Genomic DNA, 20,269 nt, shown 5'->3' on the forward strand with positions numbered 1-20,269 from the left:
GGTGGAAGGGCATCTCGTCGCCGTACTGCACGAGGGCCTGGCCGAGGTCTTCCTGCCGATCGGCCTGGTCGGCGGCATGGTGGGCGAGCTGTTCGGCTCGTTCTCGATCACCGTGACCCCTGACGTCAGTGCGGCAGCGTCACGTACTCGCTCACCGTGTTGATGCTGTGGTCGATCATCTCGTCGGTCAGGCCCGGGTACACCCCGATCCAGAAGGTCCGCTCGGTGGTGATGTCACTGTTGGTGAGCGGCCCGCTGACCCGGAACTCCCGCCCCTCGTAGGCGGGATGGCGGGTCAGGTTGCCCGCGAAGAAGCGCCGGGTGGCGACCTTGCTCGACTCCAGATGATCGATGAGGGCACCCGGTGCGAACGGCGCGTCCGGCCGGACGGTGAGGGCGAAACCGAACCAGCTCGGATCGCTGCCCGGCGTCGGCTCCGGCAGCAGCAGGTGCGGCAGCCCGTCCAGCCCTTCCCGCAGCCGCGTCCAGTTGTGCCTCCGCGCCGTACCGAACGCGTCGATCCGTGTCAGCTGCTGCAGACCGAGCGCCGCCGACACGTCCGTCGACTTCAGGTTGTAGCCCACGTGGGAGAAGATGTACTTGTGGTCGTAGCCCTCGGGCAGGGACCCCATCTGGTGCTCGAACCGTTTGAAGCAGCGGTTGTCCTCGCCCGGTTCGCACCAGCAGTCGCGGCCCCAGTCCCGCATCGACTCCACGATCCGCGCGAGGATCAGGTTGTCCGTCAGGACGCAGCCGCCCTCGCCCATCGTGATGTGGTGCGCGGGGTAGAAGCTCTCCGTCGCCAGGTCGCCGAAGGTGCCGGTCAGCTGGCCCGCGTAGGTGCTGCCCAGGGCGTCGCAGTTGTCCTCGATGAGGAAGAGGTCGCGCTCCTGGGCCAGTTGGGCGATCTCCCGCACCTGGAAGGGGTTGCCGAGCGCGTGCGCCATCATGATGGCCCGGGTGCGCGGGCCGATCGCCTGCTCCACCCGCTCCAGCGAGGCGTTGTAGGTGCCCAGCTCGATGTCGGTGAAGACCGGCGTCAGACCGTTCTGCAGGATCGGGTTGACCGTCGTGGGGAACCCGGCCGCGACCGTGATCACCTCGTCGCCCGGCTTCAGCCGGTCCTCACCGAGCTGCGGTGAGGTGAGACTGCTCAGCGCCAGCAGGTTCGCCGACGAACCGGAGTTGGTCAGATGCGCCTTGCGCAGACCGAAGTACTTGGCCAGCGAGCGCTCCAGCTTGCGTGAGCTGCTCCCGGCCGCGATCCGCATGTCGAGCGCGGCCTCCACCAGCGCCACCCGGTCGTCCTCGGTCAGGACGGCCCCCGAGGCGAGCACCGGGGTGCTGCCCGGAACGAAACCCGACGAGACGGTGGAGCGGTGGTACTCGCGGACCAGGTCGAGGATCTCGGACTTGTCGTTCCCCACGGCTGATGGCCTCCTGATGTGTGCCGGTGGGGACGAGACGGACGGCCGGCTCGCAGTCGAAGCGGGTCCCCACGCCCGTATCGTTCGATCGGGGGAACCCCAGACCAGCACGCGCCCCCGCCCAGGGGCCAGGAACACCGGCCGAATCTAGGGATCCACCAAACATCGGCCACCGGAGCGGGCCCGCGCCGGTTCTAGGGGATTCCCGGCCGCGGGCGCGGCACTCTGAGACCGCGGGCCCCCGCGGGCCCTTCGCCCACCCCTGGAGACACCCATGAAGAACGGCCCGTCGGGCAGCCCCGGGCGCCGCACCGTCGTCCTGCGCGCGGGAGAACCGTCGGGGGAGCGGGTCCGGCTCGGCGTCCACGACCTGATGAACGGCACGTTCGCCACACCGCGCACCTTCTTCTACCGGCAGACCCTCGACGCCGACGCCGTCGAGGACTCGCTGCGCCGCACCCTTGCCCACTACCCGCTGCTCACCGGACGCCTCGAACGCGACAAGGACGGCGGACTCAGCGTGGTCTGCAACGACGCCGGCGCGGTCTTCGCGGTCGCCCACGCGGACGCGGCCATGCCCGAGTACGGACCCGACCGGCCCGCCCGAGCGGACCTGCGCCGCTATATCCACCCCGTCAACGCCTTCCGGGTCGTCGGCCACGACACCCCGCTGCTGTCCGTCAAGGTCACCCACATGCGCGGTGGCGGCTCCGTGCTCGGCGTCTCCATCAACCACGCCGTGGTCGACGGGGGCGGCTACCTGGACTTCCTGCTCCACTGGTCGCGCACGCACGCCGGCGAGGAGCACCCGGCCGCCCCCTATGACCGGGCCCTGCTCGACGGACTCGCCGACGGCGTCCCCGCGGCACCGGACGATCCGCAGTACCGCGTGATCACGGGCCGCCAGAAGTTCGGGTTCATCTGGAAGGTGAACGCGGGCGCGCGGCGCATGCGCACCCTCACCGTCCGCTTCGCCGCCGACGACGTCCTCGCCCTGCGAGAGGCGGCCCGCGCGGGCCAGGGGACCGACGAGCCGGCCGCCTCCAGCGGTGACGCACTGGGCGCGCACCTGTGGCGCGTGCTCGGCGCGCTGCGCGACCGGGAACCCGGCGCGCACGAGCGCCTGGGGATCGTGGTAGGACTGCGCGCCGCGCTCAAGGACCGCCTCCCGCAGGGCTACTGGGGCAACGCCGTCTCCAACACCACCGCCGTGCTCCCGGCCGGCGAACTGCGGGAGGAACCCCTCGCGCACACCGTCACGGCGGTGCGGGCGGCCCTGGACCGCGTCACCCCCGACCGGGTGCGCCAGGAGAGCGCGTACCTGGAGGCCCAGCGCGCGGCCGGCCGCTCCGGACGCGTGTTCAGCCGGATGTCGCTGGACGCCTTCACGGACACGGTCGCCCTGAACAACTCCAGCCGGCTCCCCGTCTACGGCATCGAGTTCGGCGCCGGGCGGCCCTTCTGGTTCGAGTTCCCGGCGAGCCCCGTCCCGTGGACGGTGCTCATCACGCCCACACCGCACGAGGACCACAGCCGCGACGTCCACCTGAGCGTTCCCCACGACGCCGCCGACGCCCTGCGCGGTCCGCAGTGGACGGCGCGTCTGTACGACCCCGCCGAGCGGTTGAGCCGGTCCTGAGCACGGGCGCCACCTGCGGTCCCGTGCCCGCGGCGCGTACGGGGCCGCAGGCCGTCAGACCATCGTGGCCGACAGAGACTCCAGGGTCGGGATCACGGCGCGCAGGTCGTCGCCCTGAACCGGCGTGACCATGCGCGCGTTCGTGCCGGAACGGGCGTTGAAGGCGATGCTCACACCGACGGAGTCGAAGAGGGGATCGTCGGCCGGGCAGGCGCCCACCGCCGCGCACTTCTGCGGGGCGGCGCCGAGTTCGTCCGCGCGGCGCAGAGCGAACTCACGTTCTCCGGTGGGCGCGGGCGCGTCACCCGCGGTGCCCGTGAAGCGGCCGTGCACCGCGTCCAGGGGCCGGCCGAAGTAGGAGTGGAAACCGAACCGGTTGGCGAGGTAGGCGCCGATCGGCGCCCACGTGAGGCTGGAGATGACCGGAACGAGACCGTTGTTCCAGCACCAGAGGGTCGTCTCCTCCACGCCGGGAAGCACCGGCAGCTCCGCGAGTTGCGTGTGCAGGGCTCTCTCGGTGACTCCGGCCCAGCGCGCCGGGGCGGCGTCGGCCCCCGCTTCGTGCACGCTCATGGGCCCGCTCAGCCCGAGGCGTTCCTCGACCAGGCGGGACAGGTTGTCTCCCCGGACCACGACGCAGTCGACGGAGAAGAACACGGCGGCGGTGTGAGCAAACATGACAGTTATTCGAGTATGCCACCCGTGCGAGGACTCACACCAGGCACTTTCACGATCGTTGCCTCCCGCTCTCCCGGCCCCCTGGTGTCCCGGCCCGCCGACGCACACGCTCTAGGGATCTCCTTGAGTCATGGACGAAAACATGGGGGTGGCCGTTCTCGCGCGGCCGGTTGCCGTCCTCAACCCCTGGAGAGCCGTGAGCGCCAACTACCTCTTCCTCACCGTCGTCCTGTCCCTGGTCCTCGTGGGCTCGGCGCTGGCCAAGGTGAGGCGGCAGAAGTCCCTCGTCGCGAGCATGCGGGGGATCGGCGTACCCGACACCTGGCTGCCCCGGCTCGCGGCGCTGGAGATCGCGGGTGCGGCCGGTCTCCTCGCCGGGCTGGCGTTCCGGCCGCTGGCGGTCGCCGCCGGCGTGGGCGTCGTCCTCTACTTCGCCGGTGCCGTCTTCTTCCATGCCCGGGCGCACGACCGCAAGGGGCTCATCGCACCGGGCGTCCTGGTCGTGGTCGCGCTCTCGGTGAGCCTGCTGGCCCTCCAGAACATCTGATCCCGACCCAGAACACCTGATCCAGCACAGAACACCTGATCACGACCGGTACACCCATCGCGGCCCGATCCCCAGGACGGCGTCCCCACCCGACAGGACTCACCATGCTGCAGGCTCCCCAGTGCGAAGCCTCCTTCGCCGCCCGGCTCCGCGGCGAGATACGGACCGATCAGCCGCTGATCGTGACGGCGGCCGAGGCCGAGGCCGCACGCTTCGACGGCACCTGGCCCGTGCTCATCACCGGCATGGGAAAGGTACGGGCCGCCATGGAGCTGACCCGGGTGCTCTCCTCGGCCCGGCCGCGGGTCATCGTGAACCTCGGTACCGCCGGCGCGCTCAGGGACTCGCTGAGCGGCATCGTGGAGGTGTCCCGGGTCATCCAGCACGACCTGCCCGACGGCGTACTCCACCGGCTCAGCGGCGCGCACTACGGCCGCCCCCTGACCATCAGCCCGCACCCCGGCGCCACCCTGGCCACCGGTGACGCCTTCGTCGCCGACGGCCGCACCCGCGCGCACCTGGCCGAACGTGCCGACCTGGTCGACATGGAGGGCTACGCGATCGCCACGGTGGCCGAGCGCTTCGCTCTGCCGGTGCGCATCGTGAAGTACGTCAGCGACCACGCCGACGAGTCCGCGCAGCGGGCCTGGCCGCAAGCGGCGGCGGCCGCCTCCGACGTGCTGGCCGGCTGGATCCGCCGGCACCTGGCCTGACCTCATCACCACAGGGAGCCGGGACCACGCCCCGGCCTCCCGTCCGTGCGGTGCCCGCCCAGGGCCGCCGCGGCAACCACTGGAGAGACATGTCCCGTCGCCTGTTCACCTCGGAGTCCGTGACCGAGGGCCACCCCGACAAGATCGCCGACCAGATCAGCGACACCATCCTCGACGCGCTGCTGCGCGAGGACCCGTCCGCCCGCGTCGCCGTGGAGACACTGATCACGACCGGCCAGGTGCACGTGGCCGGCGAGGTCTCCACCACCGCCTACGCGGACATCGCGACCCTGGTCCGCGCCAAGGTCCTGGAGATCGGCTACGACTCCTCCGACAAGGGTTTCGACGGCGCCTCGTGCGGGGTGTCGGTGTCGATCGGTGCGCAGTCGCCGGACATCGCGCAGGGGGTCGACACGGCCTACGAGTCGCGGGTGGAGGGCGACGAGGACGCGCTCGACCGCCAGGGCGCGGGCGACCAGGGGCTGATGTTCGGTTACGCGACGGACGAGACGCCGACGCTGATGCCTCTGCCGGTCTTCCTGGCACACCGGCTCTCCGCGCGCCTGTCGCAGGTCCGCAAGGACGGCGCCATCCCCTATCTGCGGCCGGACGGCAAGACGCAGGTGACCATCGAGTACGACGGCGACAAGGCGGTGCGCCTCGACACGGTGGTGGTGTCCTCGCAGCATGCTCCGGACATCGATCTGGAGTCGCTGCTGGCGCCCGACATCCGGGAGTTCGTGGTCGAGCCGGAGCTGACGTCGCTCGCGGAGGACGGCATCAAGCTGGAGACGGACTCCTACCGGCTGCTGGTCAACCCGACCGGCCGCTTCGAGATCGGGGGCCCGATGGGGGACGCGGGCCTGACCGGCCGCAAGATCATCATCGATACGTACGGCGGGATGGCCCGCCACGGCGGCGGCGCGTTCTCGGGCAAGGACCCCTCGAAGGTGGACCGTTCCGCGGCCTACGCGATGCGCTGGGTGGCGAAGAACGTGGTGGCCGCGGGGCTGGCCGCGCGCTGCGAGGTCCAGGTGGCGTACGCGATCGGCAAGGCGGAGCCGGTGGGCCTGTTCGTCGAGACCTTCGGCACCCACAAGGTGGAGACGGAACGGATCGAGAAGGCCATCGACGAGGTCTTCGACCTCCGCCCGGCCGCGATCATCCACGATCTCGACCTGCTGCGCCCCATCTACGCCCGGACCGCCGCCTACGGCCACTTCGGCCGCGAACTCCCCGAGTTCACCTGGGAGAGGACCGACCGGGTGGACGCCCTGCGCCAGGCGGCGCGGAAGTGACCCGGGCCGCACAAACGCCGAGCCGCGTACCTTCGTCCCATCCGTCCTGGCAGGGGCCGTTGACATGATCGAGCACATACTTCCGCTGGGGGTGGCGGTCACCGAGGCCTTCCACGACTCACCGGCCTCGGACCTCTTCCCGCAGGAGGCCCGGCTCGTCGAGCAGGCCGTGGCCGCGCGCCGGCGCGAGTTCGCCACGGTACGGCGGTGCGCCCGCGAGGCGCTTGCCCGGCTCGGCCTGCCCCCCGTGTCGATCCTGCCGGACCGGCACGGCGCCCCCCGCTGGCCCGCGGCGGTGCTCGGCAGCCTCACCCACTGCGCGGGCTACCGGGCCGCGGTCGTCGCCCCCGCCGCCGAGCTGCGCCTGCTGGGCATCGACGCCGAGCCCGACGCCCCGCTCCCGCCAGGGGTACTGGAGAGCATCGCGCTCCCGTCCGAACTGCGACTCGTACGGCATCTCCTCACCCGGCGTCCCCAAGTGCGCTGGGACCGCGCGCTGTTCAGCATGAAAGAGGCTGTGTACAAGAGTTGGTACCCGCACACCGGCCAGCGCCTGGAGTTCGAGGACGCCGAACTCGCCTTCGACGCCGACAGCCCCGTCTTCACCGCGCGGCTGCGCCTGCCGGCGGCACCCGAGCTGGAGGGCCGCTGGATGGCGGACAAAGGCTTGCTGATCACCGCCATCGCCGCGTGAGCGGAGCCCGCGGGCACAGCATCCGGCGCGGGCGGACGGCAACGGTCACCAGGTGGTCCGTACCTGCGTCTTGACGCCCCCTTACTTCACTCCTTAAATCAACAGGCGAAACGTTTTCACCTCCACCTCGGGCCCGCCCCTTCACGCCCGATCGCCCCGGAAGGACTGAGACGTGACCTCCCCCCGCCTACTCCGCAGATGCCTGCTCGCCGCCTTGTCCGCCACACTGATCGCATCCGCCGCCACCGGCGTGGCCCGCGCGGAACCATCGAATGCCGCCGCGGCAGCGGTGACGTTCTCCGACACCTTCGACGGAGCCGCCGGCAGCGCGGTCAACTCCTCGCGGTGGACGCTGGAGACCGGTGACAACGTCAACAACCACGAGCGCCAGTACTACACGTCCGGGACCAACAACGCCGCCCTGGACGGCCAGGGCCACCTGGTGATCACGGCGAAGAAGGAGAACCCGGCCAACTACCAGTGCTGGTACGGCACCTGCCAGTACACCTCGGCCCGGCTGAACACCTCGGGGAAGTTCAGCGCCCAGTACGGCCACGTCGAGGCCCGCATGAAGATCCCGCGCGGACAGGGCATGTGGCCCGCGTTCTGGATGCTCGGCACGGACATCGGATCGGTCGGCTGGCCCAACTCCGGTGAGATCGACGTGATGGAGAACGTCGGCTTCGAGCCCTCCACGGTCCACGGCACCCTGCACGGCCCCGGCTACTCCGGATCGGCCGGCGTGGGCGCCGGCTACTCGCTGCCCGGCGGTCAGGCCTTCGCGGACGCCTTCCACACCTTCGCCGTCGACTGGGCCCCCAACTCCGTCAAGTGGTCGGTGGACGGCACCGTCTACCAGACCCGCACCCCCGCCGACGTGAGCGGCAAGACCTGGGCCTTCAACAAGCCGTTCTTCCTCATCCTCAACCTCGCGGTCGGCGGCTACTGGCCGGGCGACCCCGACGGCTCCACCGCCTTCCCCGCCCAGCTGGTGGTGGACTCGGTGTCGGTCACCACGAGCGACGCGCCGTCCGGTGGCGCGATCAGGGGCCTCGCGGGCAAGTGCGTGGACGTCGCGGGCGCGAACTCCGCCAACGGCACCCCCGTCCAGCTCTACGACTGCAACGGCAGCGCGGCCCAGAACTGGACCGTCGGCTCCGACGGCACGATCCGCGCGCTCGGCAAATGCCTGGACGTGACCAGCGGCGGCACCGCGGACGGCACCACGGTCCAGCTCTACGACTGCAATGGGACGGCCGCGCAGAAATGGGCGGTCAGCTCGGCGAACGACATCGTGAATCCGCAGGCCAATAAATGCCTGGACGTGACCGGTAACAATGCGGCCAATGGCACCCGGCTACAGATCTGGACCTGCTCGGGCGGCGCCAACCAGAAGTGGACCGTGGGCTGACCTGACCCCGGCCGGAACGCACCGGGGCGTGCTGCCGGAGACCCGGCGGCACGCCCCGGTACGCGGCCGGGGCCGGCCGGACGGCAGGGGACCCGCTCGTCGGGTCATTTGTTGAATCGGGAGGCGTAAGCGGGCGCTAAGTTTTTCGCGCGGACGGGTACAGAGTTCGTATGCACAAAATGGAGTGGGAACTCGCAGCGTCGTCCGGCGCGCATTTGCTGATGTGGATCGCGGGCATCGTGGTCGTCCTCGTTCTGATCGGCGCCTTTATGCTCGGGCGCCGGATCCAGACGCGGGAGTCGCGTCGGCCGACGCCGGAGGAACAGCCGAAGATGCCGGAGGGCGGCCCCGTTCACGAGGTCCGGGAGTACCGGGAACCGGACGAGGTGCCGCAGGACGGCGGCCGGCTCACGCCGCACGAGCTCCACGAGGGATATGGGACCTCAAGCACGCATCTGAGCGAGTCGCAGGACCCCGAAGACCACCGAAAGGACGACGGAAGCAGCTTCGGCAGCGGCGGTCTCGGCAGCTGACCCGGGCGTGCCGGCTGTGTCGCTCGTCCGGACGGCGCGTACTCCCCGGGAGCCGACGGCCCGGGGAGTACGGACGAATCCGCAGGTCACAGGCCCGGCGGGAGTTCGGGCCCCATATAGCGTTCCAGGAAGGCGCGGGCGTAGGCCGGGTCGTCACGCAGCCGGGACAGCCGGGCCCGCCGCAGCTTCTCGTGGTACCCCGCGTCCGGGGTACCAGGAGGCGGGCCGTGCTGGAGCCGCAACATGAAGTGGCTGAACTCCTGCACCTGCCACACATCGGCGAGGCGCCGCCGGGAGTAGGCCGCCAGCACCTCACCGGGGTCGGCCGTCGCGCCCTCCCGGAAGTGCCGGGCCAGAGCCGCCGCGAGATCAGCCGCGTCGGCCATGGCGAGGTTCATCCCCTTGCCACCCGAGGGCGGCACGATGTGCGCCGCGTCCCCCACCAGCGCCACCCGCCCGTGGTGCATGGGCTCCACCACCTCGGTCCGCATCTCCACCACGGACCGCTCGAGTACCGGCCCGCGCCGCAGCGCCCCCGGCTCCAGGGCCAGCCGGACATCCAACTCTCGCCAGACGCGGTCCTCGGGCCAGTCCTCCAGGCACTCGCCCGGGGCCACCTCCAGGTACAGGCGCGTCACCTCCGCCGACCGCAGCATCTGCCCCGCGAACCCCGCGCGGTGCTGGCCGTAGACGGTATGGGGAGCGAAGGGCGGCGTCCGCGCCAGGACGCCGAGAAGACGTACACCGTGCCGGATGTCGTACTGCGTGAAGGAGCCGGTGGGCAGGGCGGCCCGCACGGGTCCGTACTGTCCGGCCGCTTCCACCACCACCTCGGCCCGGACCTCTGTGCCGTCCGCGCACCGCACCACCGGCAGCGCCCGCCCGGTGCCGAGGCCGACGACGGGACGGCCCAGCAGGACCGCTCCGCCGTCCGAGAGGTACCCGTCCAGCAGATCGGCCACCAGCTCGTGCTGCGGTTAGACGAAGCTCGGGGTGTCGCCGCACAGCTCCGCGTAGTCCAGCCGCACGGCCTCGCCGTCACACCGGAACTCGCACGCCGTGTGCGGTACGCCCTCGGCGTGCAGCCGCTTCGAACGCCCGAGGTGGTCCAGGAGCCGTACGGTGCGGCGCTCCAGGAAACCGGCGCGCGACCTGGCCACCAGTTGGTCGCGCCCGAACTTGTCGATCACGACGCAGGGCACGCCCCGTCGGTGCAGCAGCGTCGCCAGCGTCAGGCCGGCGGGCCCGGCGCCGACGATTGCTACCTGCGTTTCGATGGTTCCCACCACAGTGCTCCTTCGCTTGTGCTGACCGAAGGATAGGAAGCGGCCGCTGCGCCGCCGCCACCGACCGGCCCTGCTGACGGGCGGCGCCACGAGCGTGCCGACCGGCGGAACGAAGCAGCCGGGGCCGGTGGGCGCCGCGCACTCCGTCCCTGGACCTATCAGGTGAACTACGGACGGTGACCGCCCCGGGGACGGCGGATGGGAACGCTCGCGCGTTGCGAGCGCTCGGCCGGTCGCCGCCCTGATGGACCGCGAGAAGGACACCATCCGTGGCGCCATGGGCAAGGAGAACTGAACGCATGAGCCCGGTCCGGTCCGGGTAACCGTGCCCGGCCGTCCGCTGTCGCGCAGAGGGAAAACATCCGCACGAACATGGAGCCATGAGTATGAGCGAGCAGACACCGTCCCAGGCAGAGGGTGAGCGGCAGGACGACGCCACGGAGGAGGAGACGTCCTTCCCGGCCGCCGAAGCACCGCGTACGACGCCCTCCCAGGCGGAAGGCGACGACGACTCCGAGGAGGAGACCGGCGACACCACGGCAGGCTGAACCACCCGACCGACCGCCTGGTGCCCGTGCGTGCCGGCGACGCCTACGGAACCTGGTCGGTGCACCCCGCCCCAAGGGTGGCGTGCACCTCCGGGTCCATCAGAAAGAGACCCGAATGAACCGCATCAAGGATGCCGCCAGGCGGATCAGCGCCGCCTACACGCAGGAGGAGGACCACGGACTCACGGGCCACAGCGCGGCCGTCGTCGCGTTCGGTGCCTATACCGCTGTCTGGGGCGTGGCGGCGGCGCGGCGAAAGACGCGCACGCCGGTCCGCGTGGAGCCCTGGGACATCCTGCTCACGGCCGCGTCCGTGTTCCGGCTGAGCCGACTGCTCAGCAAGGGATCCGTCACCAGCCCCCTGCGGGCACCCTTCACGCACTACGAGGAGGCCACGGGCCCGGCCGAGGTCAAGGAGAGCCCCCGCGGCGGGCTCGTCCGCTCCACCGTGGGGGAGCTGGTGACCTGCCCCTTCTGCCTCAGCGTCTGGCTGACGACCACCTTCACCGGCGCCCGCCTGCTCTGGCCGCAGGCCACACGCACCGTGACCGGCGCGCTGACCTCCCTGGCGCTGGCCGACACCATGCAGCTGGGCTACGACTGTTTGTTGCAGAAGAACGCCGACTGAGTCGACCCGCTCCCGGGCCGGAGGTCCTCGACCGAGGCACCGTCGAAGGGTGTACCACCCGTACATCCCTTCGGCCGCGGCCCGGACGTACCGTCGAGGACACGGACGACCAAGCAGAGCTCCGCGCGTGCGGCACTACTCCCAGTGGGAGCGCGGCAACCTGGCCGGCCGTCGCCCGCTCGGATCGGCGGCGTGGGCCGAGTACGTTTCCGGCGACCCACCCGCCGGGCCGGCCTTCACGTCAGGACCATCCAGCGGCGGCCGTCGATGAGTTCTCGTGCGGCGTCGAGGTGTCCGGCGTGGCATGCGGTCTCGGTGACGACGTGCAGCACGACGTCCCGAACCGTGTGCAAGTGCGGTTCTCCGAAGAGGCGGTGGGGCCACCAGGCCAAGGGTGTGTCCGCGACCGTACCGGTGATGACAGCATCCGCGAGGTCCGCCTCCGTGCGGTACCGGTCGAGGACTTCGGTATGCGGTACGCCGACAGCCACCCGCCAGGCGTCGTCGGTGTCGTCGAGGGCTGCGATGACCCCGGGATCACCGGCGACGACGGCACGGAACCAGAACCGCTCGACGTCGAGCGCGAGATGCTGGACGAGTCCCAGACAGTTCCATCCGGACGGCAGCACGGGGCGCCGCAGCGCTTTCGGGTCGAGTCCGTCGAGGATGCCGAGGACATGCCGGCGCTGTGCGTTCAGTGCGGTCAGGAGGGCTTGGAGCTCGGAGTCCGCCGCCGCGGTCACCGCGCGATCTCCCAGATATGGCCGGCCGGATCGCGGAAGCTGGCGGTCCGAATCCCCCAGGGCCGGTCGACCGGCCCGTTCAGCAGCGTCACGCCCCGGGCGGTCAGCTCCTTGCACATCGCGTCCACGTCGTCCACGGGGAGCGTGAGCTGCAGGCGTGAGCCGGACGCCGGGCCGGCGACGCGCGCGGGGGCGATCAACTCATGTGCCGCGGCGGACCGCAGCAGGTTGATGACAGTGTCCCCGAAACGGAACACGGCCGAATTGTCGTCCTCGTAGGTCACCGGGAGGCGGAACACGTCGCAGTAGAACCGCTTCGTGGCCTGCAGGTCCTCGACGAACAAGGTGATGGCGCTGATCAATCCGGGCCACGGGGCGTCACTCGTCGTATGGGTCACGGCAACAAAGGATCGACGATCGGTCGCACCGTGTACAGAGGGGGGCAGCAGGCGCCTCCCGACGAGCGGCCCGGACCCCTGTGGCCCCGGTTTACTCGCCATGTGCACGGGTCTAGGCTCGAACACAGGGGATTCCCTGTCAGTCCATCTCGGGAATTTGGCCGAGGGACCGCCCCCTGGGCCGTGCGCCTGAAAGACCGTTCTCATGAGCAAACACCCACGCGCAACACTGCCAGGACGCGAACGACGTAGGCACCCTCGACCGCGTCGGCCTCGTATGCGTCAGACTGTGGTCTGCGGCGCCGTTGCGGCTCTCCTCGGTGGTGGAGCCGCCGCCTGCGGCAGCAGTCAGGACCACGGCGGCGAAAGCAGCAAGAGCACCGTCACTGTCACCACCAGCAGCACTGAGAGCCCGCCACCGGAAGAGCCCTCCGCGCACTCCGACGCCCCCACCAAGAAGGATGCGCCGACGACGGAGGAGTCCGCCACGGAATCCGCCTCCTCTTCCGCCGACACCCCCTCCGCTACCGAGTCCCGTTCCGAAGAAGACGTGCCCGCGACGGATGACTCCACCTCCGAAGAAGACACGCCCGCGACGGACGAGACCACGGACGGACCGGCCACGCTGTCCCTGACGGACACCGGGACCTCGCAGGACGGCTTCGAGATCGGCCTGTCGCACTTCACCCGCGCGGTCACCGGTCCCGACGACATCCCGGAGAACACGCCGTACGTGAAGTTCACGGTGCACGTCAAGAACGGCACGAACAGCGCGGTCGATCTGCCGTCCGAATTGACGATCTCCTGCTCCAGCGGACATTCGCCAGGGGAAGAGGTGTACGCGGACGGCACGCACCACGGTTCCGGATTCACGACCAGCGTCCTGCCGGGACGCACAGCCGACGCGGTTTACGGTTGCACACTGCCCTCCGGCGAGAAGTACCTCCAAGTAGAGATCACTCCGACCTTCGACATGGAGACGGTGATCTTCTCGGGCAACGTCCCGGAGTGAGGCGGCGCGCGGCCGGCGCGTGCTGGGCGTCCTGCGCTCCATGCCCGTACAACCTTTATCTGCTCCGTGCGGTCTCCTGTGCGTCACCTGTTCACCCGTGGGTCACCTGTTCGTGCATGCGGGTGTCCACGAATCGGCAGAACCCCCGGAGACTCTTCGTGCAGCAACGCATCCGTACCGCCCTCGCCACCGGCGCCGTCGTCGCCCTGACCGGAGGGCTGCTCGTCGGCGCCGCCGGGACGGGGAGTGCCGCCGCACCGAAGGCGGAGACCGACTTCAACGGCGACGGCTTCAACGACGTCGTGGTCTCCGCACCCGGCGCCCGGGTCGCAGACCTCCCCCGGCCCGGCACCGTCTCCGTGCTGTACGGGTCGGCGAACGGTGTGGGCGCCGCCCGGCACCAGACCCTGAACCAGAACACCCCGGGCATCCCGGGTGTGGCCGAGGCCGGCGACTACTTCGGCACCGCGACCGCAGCGGGCGACTTCGACTCCGACGGGTACACGGACCTCGCGATCGGCGTCACGAAGGAGGACGTCGACTCCGACACCGACAACGGCCTCGTCCAGATCGTGTGGGGCTCGGCGTCCGGTCTGACCGGCGGCGCCGACGTCGTCGACCCGGCCCCCACCCAGCACGACCGCTACGGCCAGTCCCTCGCAGCCGGCGACTTCGACGGAGACGGCCGGACGGACCTGGCCGTCGGCACCTCCTCCGGCACCTTGCACGTCTTCTCCAAGGGCATCTCCCGCGCCGGCAAGCCCGGCGCCCGGTCCGCTCTCGCCCTGCCCCTGTACTCGAACACCCACGCCGGCATCCTCAACCTCGTAGCCGGCAATGTGAACCGCGACGGCCGCACCGACCTCCTCGTCACCGGCCAGAGCCGTAACGTCTCCGGCGGCAAGCACCACGAGGTCAACTACTACCTGCCCGGCGCGACAGGCGGCCCCAAGGCGTCCTCCGTCAAACTGATGCCCAGCGGCTCCAACAGCGCGATCGGCGACATCGACGGCGACGGTTACGGCGACATCGCCACCGGCACCTGGTGGGCCACGGTCGACTCGAACACGCCCGACAAGCTCCCCGCCGGCAAGGTGGTCGTCACGTACGGCGGGAAGAGCGGCCCTTCCTCGCGGACCCAGACCGTCACCCAGGCGTCCGGAGCGATCCCCGGTGACCCGGAGACGTGGGAGAAGTTCGGCGCGGACGTTGCGCTCGGTGACGTCAACGGCGACGGCAAGATGGAGCTGGCCGTCGGCACCCCCCGGGAGAATCTGCGAGTGGCTCCCGGCGGTTCCGGAGTGATCTACGGGGCCGGGACCGTGACCGTGCTGCGCGGCTCGGTGGCCGGTGTCGACACCACCGACTCCGTGCAGTGGCTGTGGCAGGGCACCGCCGGCGTCCCCGACTCGGGGTGGGGCTCCGGGCAGTTCGGTGGTGAGGTCCACCTCGCCGACCTGAACAAGGACGGCAAGGCCGACCTGCTCTCCGGCGCGCGCGCCGACAACAACTCGGACGGCTCGCTCACCACGCTGCCCTCCGACGGTACGGCGATCGGTACGGCCGGCGCCCAGTACATCGGCCCGAAGGATCTCGACATGGACTGGGTCGGCATCCCGCAGCTGGGCACGGCCGTGAACGGCTCACGCCCGGTGGACACGGTCTACTGAGCAACACCGCTCCCCACACGCGAGTTGACAGCCGGGGCCGTCGACCGGCGACACCGAGCCAGGTGTCGCGGCGGCGGCGCGGGCAGGGCGGGACGGCGCCGCCACCCCCTTGGTCTATACCAGGGGCGCGCGGCCCGGTATTCTCAGCCGCGCCAGAGGTACGCACTTTCCCCCACCCAGGTTGCGTGCTGGTACGCGCCACGCAGATCCCCGTGTCCCGCGCAGCCGGGTGCCCCGCTCGCCGCCTCCAGGAGGATCACGGTGAAAGTACGCACGAGAAGCTCGGCCATGATCGCCACCGTCTGCCTGCTCGCTTCCCTCGCCCTGACCACCGCGGCCGCGGACGAACCCGGGCAGCGACACCGTGCACCGGCGGTCGTCCTCACGAACGTGGCCACGGCGCAGAACCCGACCGCGGGCACCGCCGGACCCGGCGACACGGTCTGGATCGCCGAACGAGCCGGAACCGTCCGGGTGTTGAGCGACCGGGGTCTCGGAGGACCCGTGCTCGACATCTCCGCCGAGACGACCACCGACGGGGAACGCGGCCTGCTGGGCATCGCGTTCGACAAGAGGTTCGCGCACTTCTACATCTCGTTCACGAACCTCGAAGGCACGAGCACCGTCGACGAGTTCGCCGTCCGGCACGGCAAGATCCAGCCGAAGACGCGGCGCACCGTCCTGACGCAGACCCAGCCGTACAACAACCACAACGGCGGCGACATCAAGTTCGGCCCCGACGGCTACCTGTACATCGCCCTCGGGGACGGCGGCTCCGGCGGCGATCCGCACGGCAACGGGCAGAACCTCGACACCCTGCTGGGCAAACTGCTGCGCATCGACCCCCGGGGCGGCACACCGTACGCGATCCCGGCGGACAACCCCTTCGTGAACGACCCGAACGCGAGGGGCGAGATCTGGGCGTACGGCCTGCGCAATCCGTGGCGGTTCTCCTTCGACGCCGCCACCGGTGACCTCTTCATCGGCGACGTCGGCCAGAGCGACTGGGAAGAGATCGACCGGGCCCCGGCACGCAGCAACGGCGGGGAGAACTACGGATGGTCCCAGATGGAAGGCACCCACCCCTTCCGCGGCGGGACAGAACCGGCGAACCACGTGCGCCCGATCCACGAGTACGACCGCGCGGGCCTCGGCTGCTCGGTGACCGGCGGCTACGTCTACCGAGGCGATGCCCTCCCGGCCCTGCGAGGCCAGTACGTCTTCAGCGACTACTGCGACGGCACCGTACGCTCCCTGAAGTTGCGCAAGGGCAAAGTGACCGCGGTGAACGACCTGGGCGTCAACGGCGGCGAGGTCATCTCGTTCGTCCAGGACCGCCACGGCGAGCTGTACGTGCTCGGTCTGGGCGGAGGCATCACCCGCCTCGACGCGGCGTAAAGCGCAGGTCCGCAGAAATTCCATGGCGGCGCCCTGTCTTGACGGTCACTCTGAAAGGCCGGCCGTTAAGGAGCCTAAGTGCAGAAGATCCCTACGCTGTTCGTCCGCAACCCCGCCGATCGCCGCCGCGTCCTCACCGACGTGACCCCAGGCTGCGAATGGGTCCTCGACGGGCACGGCGTCGCCACCCGCAAGTACGACGGAACGTGCGTGCTGCTCGACGAGTCGGGACAGTGGTGGGCGCGCCGCGAGGTCAAGCCGGGCAAGACGGCTCCGCCCGACTACGTCCCGGTACAGCGCGACGTGGTGACCGGCAAGACGATGGGCTGGGAGCCCATCGCCCAGTCGTCCTTCGCGAAGTTCCACGCCGAAGCACTGGAGGTCCACGGTGACCGGCCGCACGGCACCTACGAACTGTGCGGCCCCAAAATCAACGGCAACCCCGAAGGGCTCGCCCGCCACACGCTGGTCCGGCACGCCACCGCCGAGACCGTCGCCCCCGATCTAGACAGACGCACCTACGCCGGCATCGCCGACTTCCTCGCCGGACACGAGTGGGAGGGGCTCGTCTACCACCACCCCGACGGCCCGATGGCGAAGATCAAGAGGCGCGACTTCCCCGACACCGCATGAGGGTGTTGGGGCCGCAAGGGACCTCGGCGCCCCCGCCCTCATGTCTGGAGCCGGTCCGGCAGGGCGGCGACGCGATCCACCGGACCCGAAGCGGGCGACGGAAGAAACCGCCGCCCTGAGTATGACTTCGCCGGGCCACGCCCGCTCAGATGGCGATCGACTGCTGGAGCCACCGGCTGACACGGTAGGGCAGCCACCACGCGTACGGGCCCACGTCGAGGACCAGTTGCTCGGAGCGGAAGTCGGCCAGGGCGGCCTGGTCGACGGTCTCGGCGAGGGCACCATAGTCGAGCAGGCCGACCGCGGTGTCGTACTCGGGTTCGTCGGCGGTGAAGCGGCGCAGTTCCCCCCAGCGGCGGTCGCGGATCTGCAGGAATCCGGGGCCTTTGCGCCACAGGCACTTGCACAGGTAGTGCCCGCGCCGCCACGAGCGCAGCGTCTCCTCGGCCTCGGCGGGGCCGTACAGCGCGGCGGGCGGCTGGAGGTGGCTGAGGCGGCGCCAGGTCTCGCCCTCGTCCGGGTCCAGGCGCAGCTCCCACTCGACCATGACGGCCCGCGCCGTCAGGTCCCGGACGAGGGAGAGTCCGTAGATAGCCGCGGCCGGATCCGCGCCGGCGCCCAGATCGACCGGGGCGGGCAGCCGTACGCGGCGCGCCCCCAGCTCCCACAGGCGTGCGGCCTGACCGCGCGCGGGCCCGGGCAGGGGGACCTCGCCCAGGGACATGCCGGGCAGCTCGCACGCCGCGGGGTCGTAGTCGCGCCAGGCGAGGAGCGTCGGCGCGGTGAGGGTGGCGGTCATCGTGCTCCTTCGAAGCGGGGTGGGGGGGCAGGGTCAGGCCGGCTCGGGGACGGCGGCACCGTCAGGGGCGTCCGCGGTGTGGATGTGCCGCATGAAGTCCAGGCGCAGCAGGTCCTCGTTGACGGCGGCCGGGGCGATGTGGACGTACTGGCCGGCGTCGGCGAAGACGATGCCGAGGGCGAGCCAGGAGTCGAGGAGCCGCTGGACCCCGTCCTCGTCGCGGGCCGCGTCGGGCACGCGCGCCGCGGCCTTGCGGGCGAGGGCCTGCACGCTGTGCGGCTGGTCGAGCAGGCGGAAGAGGGCGAGTTCGAAGGGGTCGGTCAGTTCTTTGACGCGCCAGTCGAAGGTCCGGCGGCGGCTGACCAGGACGATGCGGTCGCCGTGGTCGTCATGGGTGAGGCGAGCGTCGGTGTGATGCTTCTTCCACTCGGCGAGAACCTTGTTGAGGGCGCTCACGGTGGGCTCGCCGATGCCGCGGGCGGGCGCCTCGAAGACGTACGCCATGCCGTACAGCTCTTCCTCCGGCAGGTCGTAGGTGAAGCGGTAGTGCGCTTCGGGGCGCAGACCGGTGAAGCCCAGTTCGGGGCGTTCGAAGTAGGGGCTGAAACGCTCGATGGCGATGCGTGCGGACAGGTCGACCGGTGGGTCCAGGTGCTCGAGGGCGGGTATCTGGGCGATCACCGGGTCGTAGTCCTCGGCGCTCTCCCCGGGGAACCCGTGCAGGTAGTTCCAGGCGACGGAGAGGCCGGTCTCGGCGCCGTCGCGCAGCATCCGCACGTTCTGGCAGCCGCTGACGCCCTTGTCCATGAGGTCCAGGACCCGGCTGTTGAGGCTCTCGATGCCGGGCTGGACGTAGATGAGACCGGCGTCGGCGAGGGTGCGCAGCTGGCTGCGTTTCATGTTCGCCTTGATCTCGATGTGCAGCCGCAGGTCGTAACCGCTCTCGATGATGCGGGGCAGCACGGTGGTGAGGTAACGCATGTCGAGGATGTTGTCGACGACATACATGTCCAGGACCCGGTGTCTGCGGGCCAGCTCCATGATCTCTTCGTAGAAGGTGTCAGGGCTCTTGGAGCGGAACTCCATGAAGGAGCCGTTGAGCCCGCAGAAGGTGCAGTGGTGTTTCTCGCCCCACCAGCAGCCGCGCGCTCCCTCGACCACGAGCTTCGGCTCGACCCAGTTGCGCGCGACGGATGCGGCGAGCCGCTCGAAGTAGCCGCTGTAGTCGGGCGGCAGGATCGCGGCGGGCGGCAGCGGGCGGGTCGCCATGGGGTTGGCGATGCTTGCCCCGTCCGCGTCGCGGTGGCACAGGCCGGGGATGCCGTCCACCGGGCTCCGGTCCGCGAGCGCCTTGAGGAGGTCGGGGAAGGCGGCCTCGCCCTCACCTCGTACGACGTGGTCGACGAAGGGGAAGTTGCGGTGCACGGTGGCGCCCTGTGCGCCGTCGCAGTTGGCGCCGCCCATGACGGTCACGATGTGCGGGGCGAGCTGCTTGACGCGGCGGGCGGCGGCGAGCGCGGCGGTGTTCTGCTGGAAGGTGGAGGTGAACCCGACGACATCGGGCCCCGCCGCCACGATCTGTTGGGCGATGTCCTCGACGAACTCTGGTGCTATGCGGTGCAGTTCACGCGTCATCTTCATCCGCGCGGACTTGAGCTTGCCGGTCATCGTGGCGACGAACTCCTCCTCGCGCCAGGCCGGGTCGTCGTACAGGGCGGAGGAGAACACCCAGTCGCCGCAGCCCATGAAGTACGAGGAGAGGGCGTAGTACTCGTAGTCCTCGCCGGTGAACTCGGTGCGCTCGGTGATCCAGTCGGTGAACATCAGATTGGCGTGCAGCACGTCGGCACTGGCGCCCGGCACGCGCTCGTCGACGCTCCGTTTGAGGATGCCCAGGGCGAGGGACGGCAGGTCGATGGGCGACCAGGGCATGTTGACCAGCAGTACGCGCATGGGCGCTTCTCTCCTGACGTGATGCGGGCGGGCGGCGGTGCGGGTTGCGGTCATGCGGGTGACGGCGGTGCGAGCGGGGCGGGGCGGCCCGGCCGGCCCCGGGGTGACCCGGAGCCGGCCGGTGAGGATCAGTCCTCGACGGTGTCGTCGCCGTCCTCGGCGTTGCGGAACGGGACGGTGACCGTGATGCCGACGCTCGGCTTGCGGTTCGTCTCGTCCTCGGCCAGCGGGTCGTTGTGGATGACGTCCTTCTGCATGAGC

At 70.5% G+C, this 20,269-nt stretch carries 22 protein-coding genes; 13 read left to right on the forward strand and 9 right to left on the reverse strand.

Features of this window, described 5'->3' with window-relative positions:
* Positions 1–125: 125 nt before the first annotated feature.
* Positions 126–1,427, reverse strand: coding sequence for a lipopolysaccharide biosynthesis protein RfbH (gene rfbH, locus ABZY33_RS29025; protein WP_356494656.1), 1,302 nt, complete (start codon positions 1,425–1,427; stop codon positions 126–128).
* A 274-nt stretch (positions 1,428–1,701) separates the two neighbouring features.
* On the opposite strand from rfbH, the gene ABZY33_RS29030 reads away from it, so the two are divergent.
* Complete coding sequence (locus tag ABZY33_RS29030; protein WP_356494657.1) at positions 1,702–3,066, forward strand: acyltransferase; 1,365 nt, start codon at positions 1,702–1,704, stop codon at positions 3,064–3,066.
* Between the two features lie 54 nt (positions 3,067–3,120).
* Here ABZY33_RS29030 and ABZY33_RS29035 read toward each other — a convergent pair whose 3' ends face one another.
* Positions 3,121–3,744 (reverse strand): haloacid dehalogenase, encoded by a 624-nt coding sequence (locus ABZY33_RS29035; protein ID WP_356494658.1) that lies wholly within the window; start codon positions 3,742–3,744, stop codon positions 3,121–3,123.
* A 130-nt stretch (positions 3,745–3,874) separates the two neighbouring features.
* Here ABZY33_RS29035 and ABZY33_RS29040 point away from each other — a divergent pair, with 130 nt between their 5' ends.
* The 6 genes from ABZY33_RS29040 to ABZY33_RS29065 all read left to right on the forward strand — a co-directional run bounded on the left by ABZY33_RS29040 (position 3,875) and on the right by ABZY33_RS29065 (position 8,940).
* Positions 3,875–4,291 (forward strand): DoxX family protein, encoded by a 417-nt coding sequence (locus ABZY33_RS29040; RefSeq protein ID WP_356494659.1) that lies wholly within the window; start codon positions 3,875–3,877, stop codon positions 4,289–4,291.
* A gap of 104 nt (positions 4,292–4,395) precedes the next feature.
* Positions 4,396–5,004 (forward strand): nucleosidase, encoded by a 609-nt coding sequence (locus ABZY33_RS29045; RefSeq protein ID WP_356494660.1) that lies wholly within the window; start codon positions 4,396–4,398, stop codon positions 5,002–5,004.
* A gap of 89 nt (positions 5,005–5,093) precedes the next feature.
* Entirely contained in the window at positions 5,094–6,302 is a 1,209-nt protein-coding gene (metK, locus tag ABZY33_RS29050) for a methionine adenosyltransferase (RefSeq protein WP_356494661.1), read from the forward strand.
* Positions 6,303–6,366: 64 nt separating this feature from the next.
* Positions 6,367–6,996, forward strand: coding sequence for a 4'-phosphopantetheinyl transferase superfamily protein (locus ABZY33_RS29055; RefSeq protein WP_356494662.1), 630 nt, complete (start codon positions 6,367–6,369; stop codon positions 6,994–6,996).
* Between the two features lie 172 nt (positions 6,997–7,168).
* On the forward strand, positions 7,169–8,407 hold the full coding sequence (locus ABZY33_RS29060) for a lectin (RefSeq protein ID WP_356494663.1): 1,239 nt from the start codon (positions 7,169–7,171) through the stop codon (positions 8,405–8,407).
* A 179-nt stretch (positions 8,408–8,586) separates the two neighbouring features.
* The gene (locus ABZY33_RS29065) at positions 8,587–8,940 is read left to right on the forward strand and encodes a DUF6479 family protein (RefSeq protein WP_356494664.1); all 354 of its coding nucleotides are present in this window, start codon (positions 8,587–8,589) and stop codon (positions 8,938–8,940) included.
* Between the two features lie 86 nt (positions 8,941–9,026).
* On the opposite strand, the gene ABZY33_RS29070 is transcribed toward ABZY33_RS29065, so the two are convergent.
* Together ABZY33_RS29070 and ABZY33_RS29075 are read right to left on the reverse strand one after the other, a co-directional pair.
* On the reverse strand, positions 9,027–9,902 hold the full coding sequence (locus ABZY33_RS29070; RefSeq protein ID WP_356494665.1) for an FAD-dependent monooxygenase: 876 nt from the start codon (positions 9,900–9,902) through the stop codon (positions 9,027–9,029).
* A 15-nt stretch (positions 9,903–9,917) separates the two neighbouring features.
* Positions 9,918–10,226: an FAD-dependent monooxygenase gene (locus tag ABZY33_RS29075; RefSeq protein WP_356494666.1), complete on the reverse strand. Its 309-nt coding sequence runs from the start codon at positions 10,224–10,226 to the stop codon at positions 9,918–9,920.
* A 386-nt stretch (positions 10,227–10,612) separates the two neighbouring features.
* On the opposite strand from ABZY33_RS29075, the gene ABZY33_RS29080 reads away from it, so the two are divergent.
* A complete protein-coding gene (locus ABZY33_RS29080; RefSeq protein ID WP_356494667.1) occupies positions 10,613–10,774 on the forward strand; it encodes a hypothetical protein in 162 nt (53 codons plus the stop codon).
* A 115-nt stretch (positions 10,775–10,889) separates the two neighbouring features.
* Entirely contained in the window at positions 10,890–11,402 is a 513-nt protein-coding gene (locus ABZY33_RS29085; RefSeq protein WP_356494668.1) for a DUF1360 domain-containing protein, read from the forward strand.
* Positions 11,403–11,638: 236 nt separating this feature from the next.
* Here ABZY33_RS29085 and ABZY33_RS29090 read toward each other — a convergent pair whose 3' ends face one another.
* Together ABZY33_RS29090 and ABZY33_RS29095 are read right to left on the reverse strand one after the other, a co-directional pair.
* Complete coding sequence (locus ABZY33_RS29090; protein ID WP_356494669.1) at positions 11,639–12,145, reverse strand: DinB family protein; 507 nt, start codon at positions 12,143–12,145, stop codon at positions 11,639–11,641.
* On the reverse strand, positions 12,142–12,543 hold the full coding sequence (locus tag ABZY33_RS29095) for a VOC family protein (RefSeq protein WP_356494670.1): 402 nt from the start codon (positions 12,541–12,543) through the stop codon (positions 12,142–12,144). The genes ABZY33_RS29090 and ABZY33_RS29095 overlap by 4 nt, the downstream gene beginning before the upstream one ends.
* A gap of 550 nt (positions 12,544–13,093) precedes the next feature.
* Here ABZY33_RS29095 and ABZY33_RS29100 point away from each other — a divergent pair.
* The 4 genes from ABZY33_RS29100 to ABZY33_RS29115 all read left to right on the forward strand — a co-directional run bounded on the left by ABZY33_RS29100 (position 13,094) and on the right by ABZY33_RS29115 (position 17,256).
* A complete protein-coding gene (locus ABZY33_RS29100) occupies positions 13,094–13,555 on the forward strand; it encodes a hypothetical protein (protein WP_356494671.1) in 462 nt (153 codons plus the stop codon).
* A 158-nt stretch (positions 13,556–13,713) separates the two neighbouring features.
* Positions 13,714–15,225, forward strand: coding sequence for an FG-GAP-like repeat-containing protein (locus ABZY33_RS29105; RefSeq protein WP_356494672.1), 1,512 nt, complete (start codon positions 13,714–13,716; stop codon positions 15,223–15,225).
* A 261-nt stretch (positions 15,226–15,486) separates the two neighbouring features.
* Positions 15,487–16,623, forward strand: a complete 1,137-nt coding sequence (locus ABZY33_RS29110) for a PQQ-dependent sugar dehydrogenase (protein ID WP_356494673.1) — start codon at positions 15,487–15,489, stop codon at positions 16,621–16,623.
* Positions 16,624–16,701: 78 nt separating this feature from the next.
* Complete coding sequence (locus ABZY33_RS29115; protein ID WP_356494674.1) at positions 16,702–17,256, forward strand: hypothetical protein; 555 nt, start codon at positions 16,702–16,704, stop codon at positions 17,254–17,256.
* A 145-nt stretch (positions 17,257–17,401) separates the two neighbouring features.
* Here ABZY33_RS29115 and ABZY33_RS29120 read toward each other — a convergent pair whose 3' ends face one another.
* The 3 genes from ABZY33_RS29120 to ABZY33_RS29130 form a co-directional block, all read right to left on the reverse strand.
* Positions 17,402–18,055, reverse strand: coding sequence for a DUF5825 family protein (locus tag ABZY33_RS29120; RefSeq protein ID WP_356494675.1), 654 nt, complete (start codon positions 18,053–18,055; stop codon positions 17,402–17,404).
* A 33-nt stretch (positions 18,056–18,088) separates the two neighbouring features.
* Positions 18,089–20,008: a RiPP maturation radical SAM C-methyltransferase gene (locus ABZY33_RS29125; protein ID WP_356494676.1), complete on the reverse strand. Its 1,920-nt coding sequence runs from the start codon at positions 20,006–20,008 to the stop codon at positions 18,089–18,091.
* Positions 20,009–20,136: 128 nt separating this feature from the next.
* Positions 20,137–20,265, reverse strand: a complete 129-nt coding sequence (locus tag ABZY33_RS29130) for a hypothetical protein (protein WP_256359348.1) — start codon at positions 20,263–20,265, stop codon at positions 20,137–20,139.
* Positions 20,266–20,269: the final 4 nt, after the last annotated feature.

Origin of the sequence: Streptomyces sp. NPDC006552, assembly GCF_040611655.1 — a bacterium.
In the GTDB taxonomy this organism is placed as follows: Bacteria; Actinomycetota; Actinomycetes; order Streptomycetales; family Streptomycetaceae; genus Streptomyces.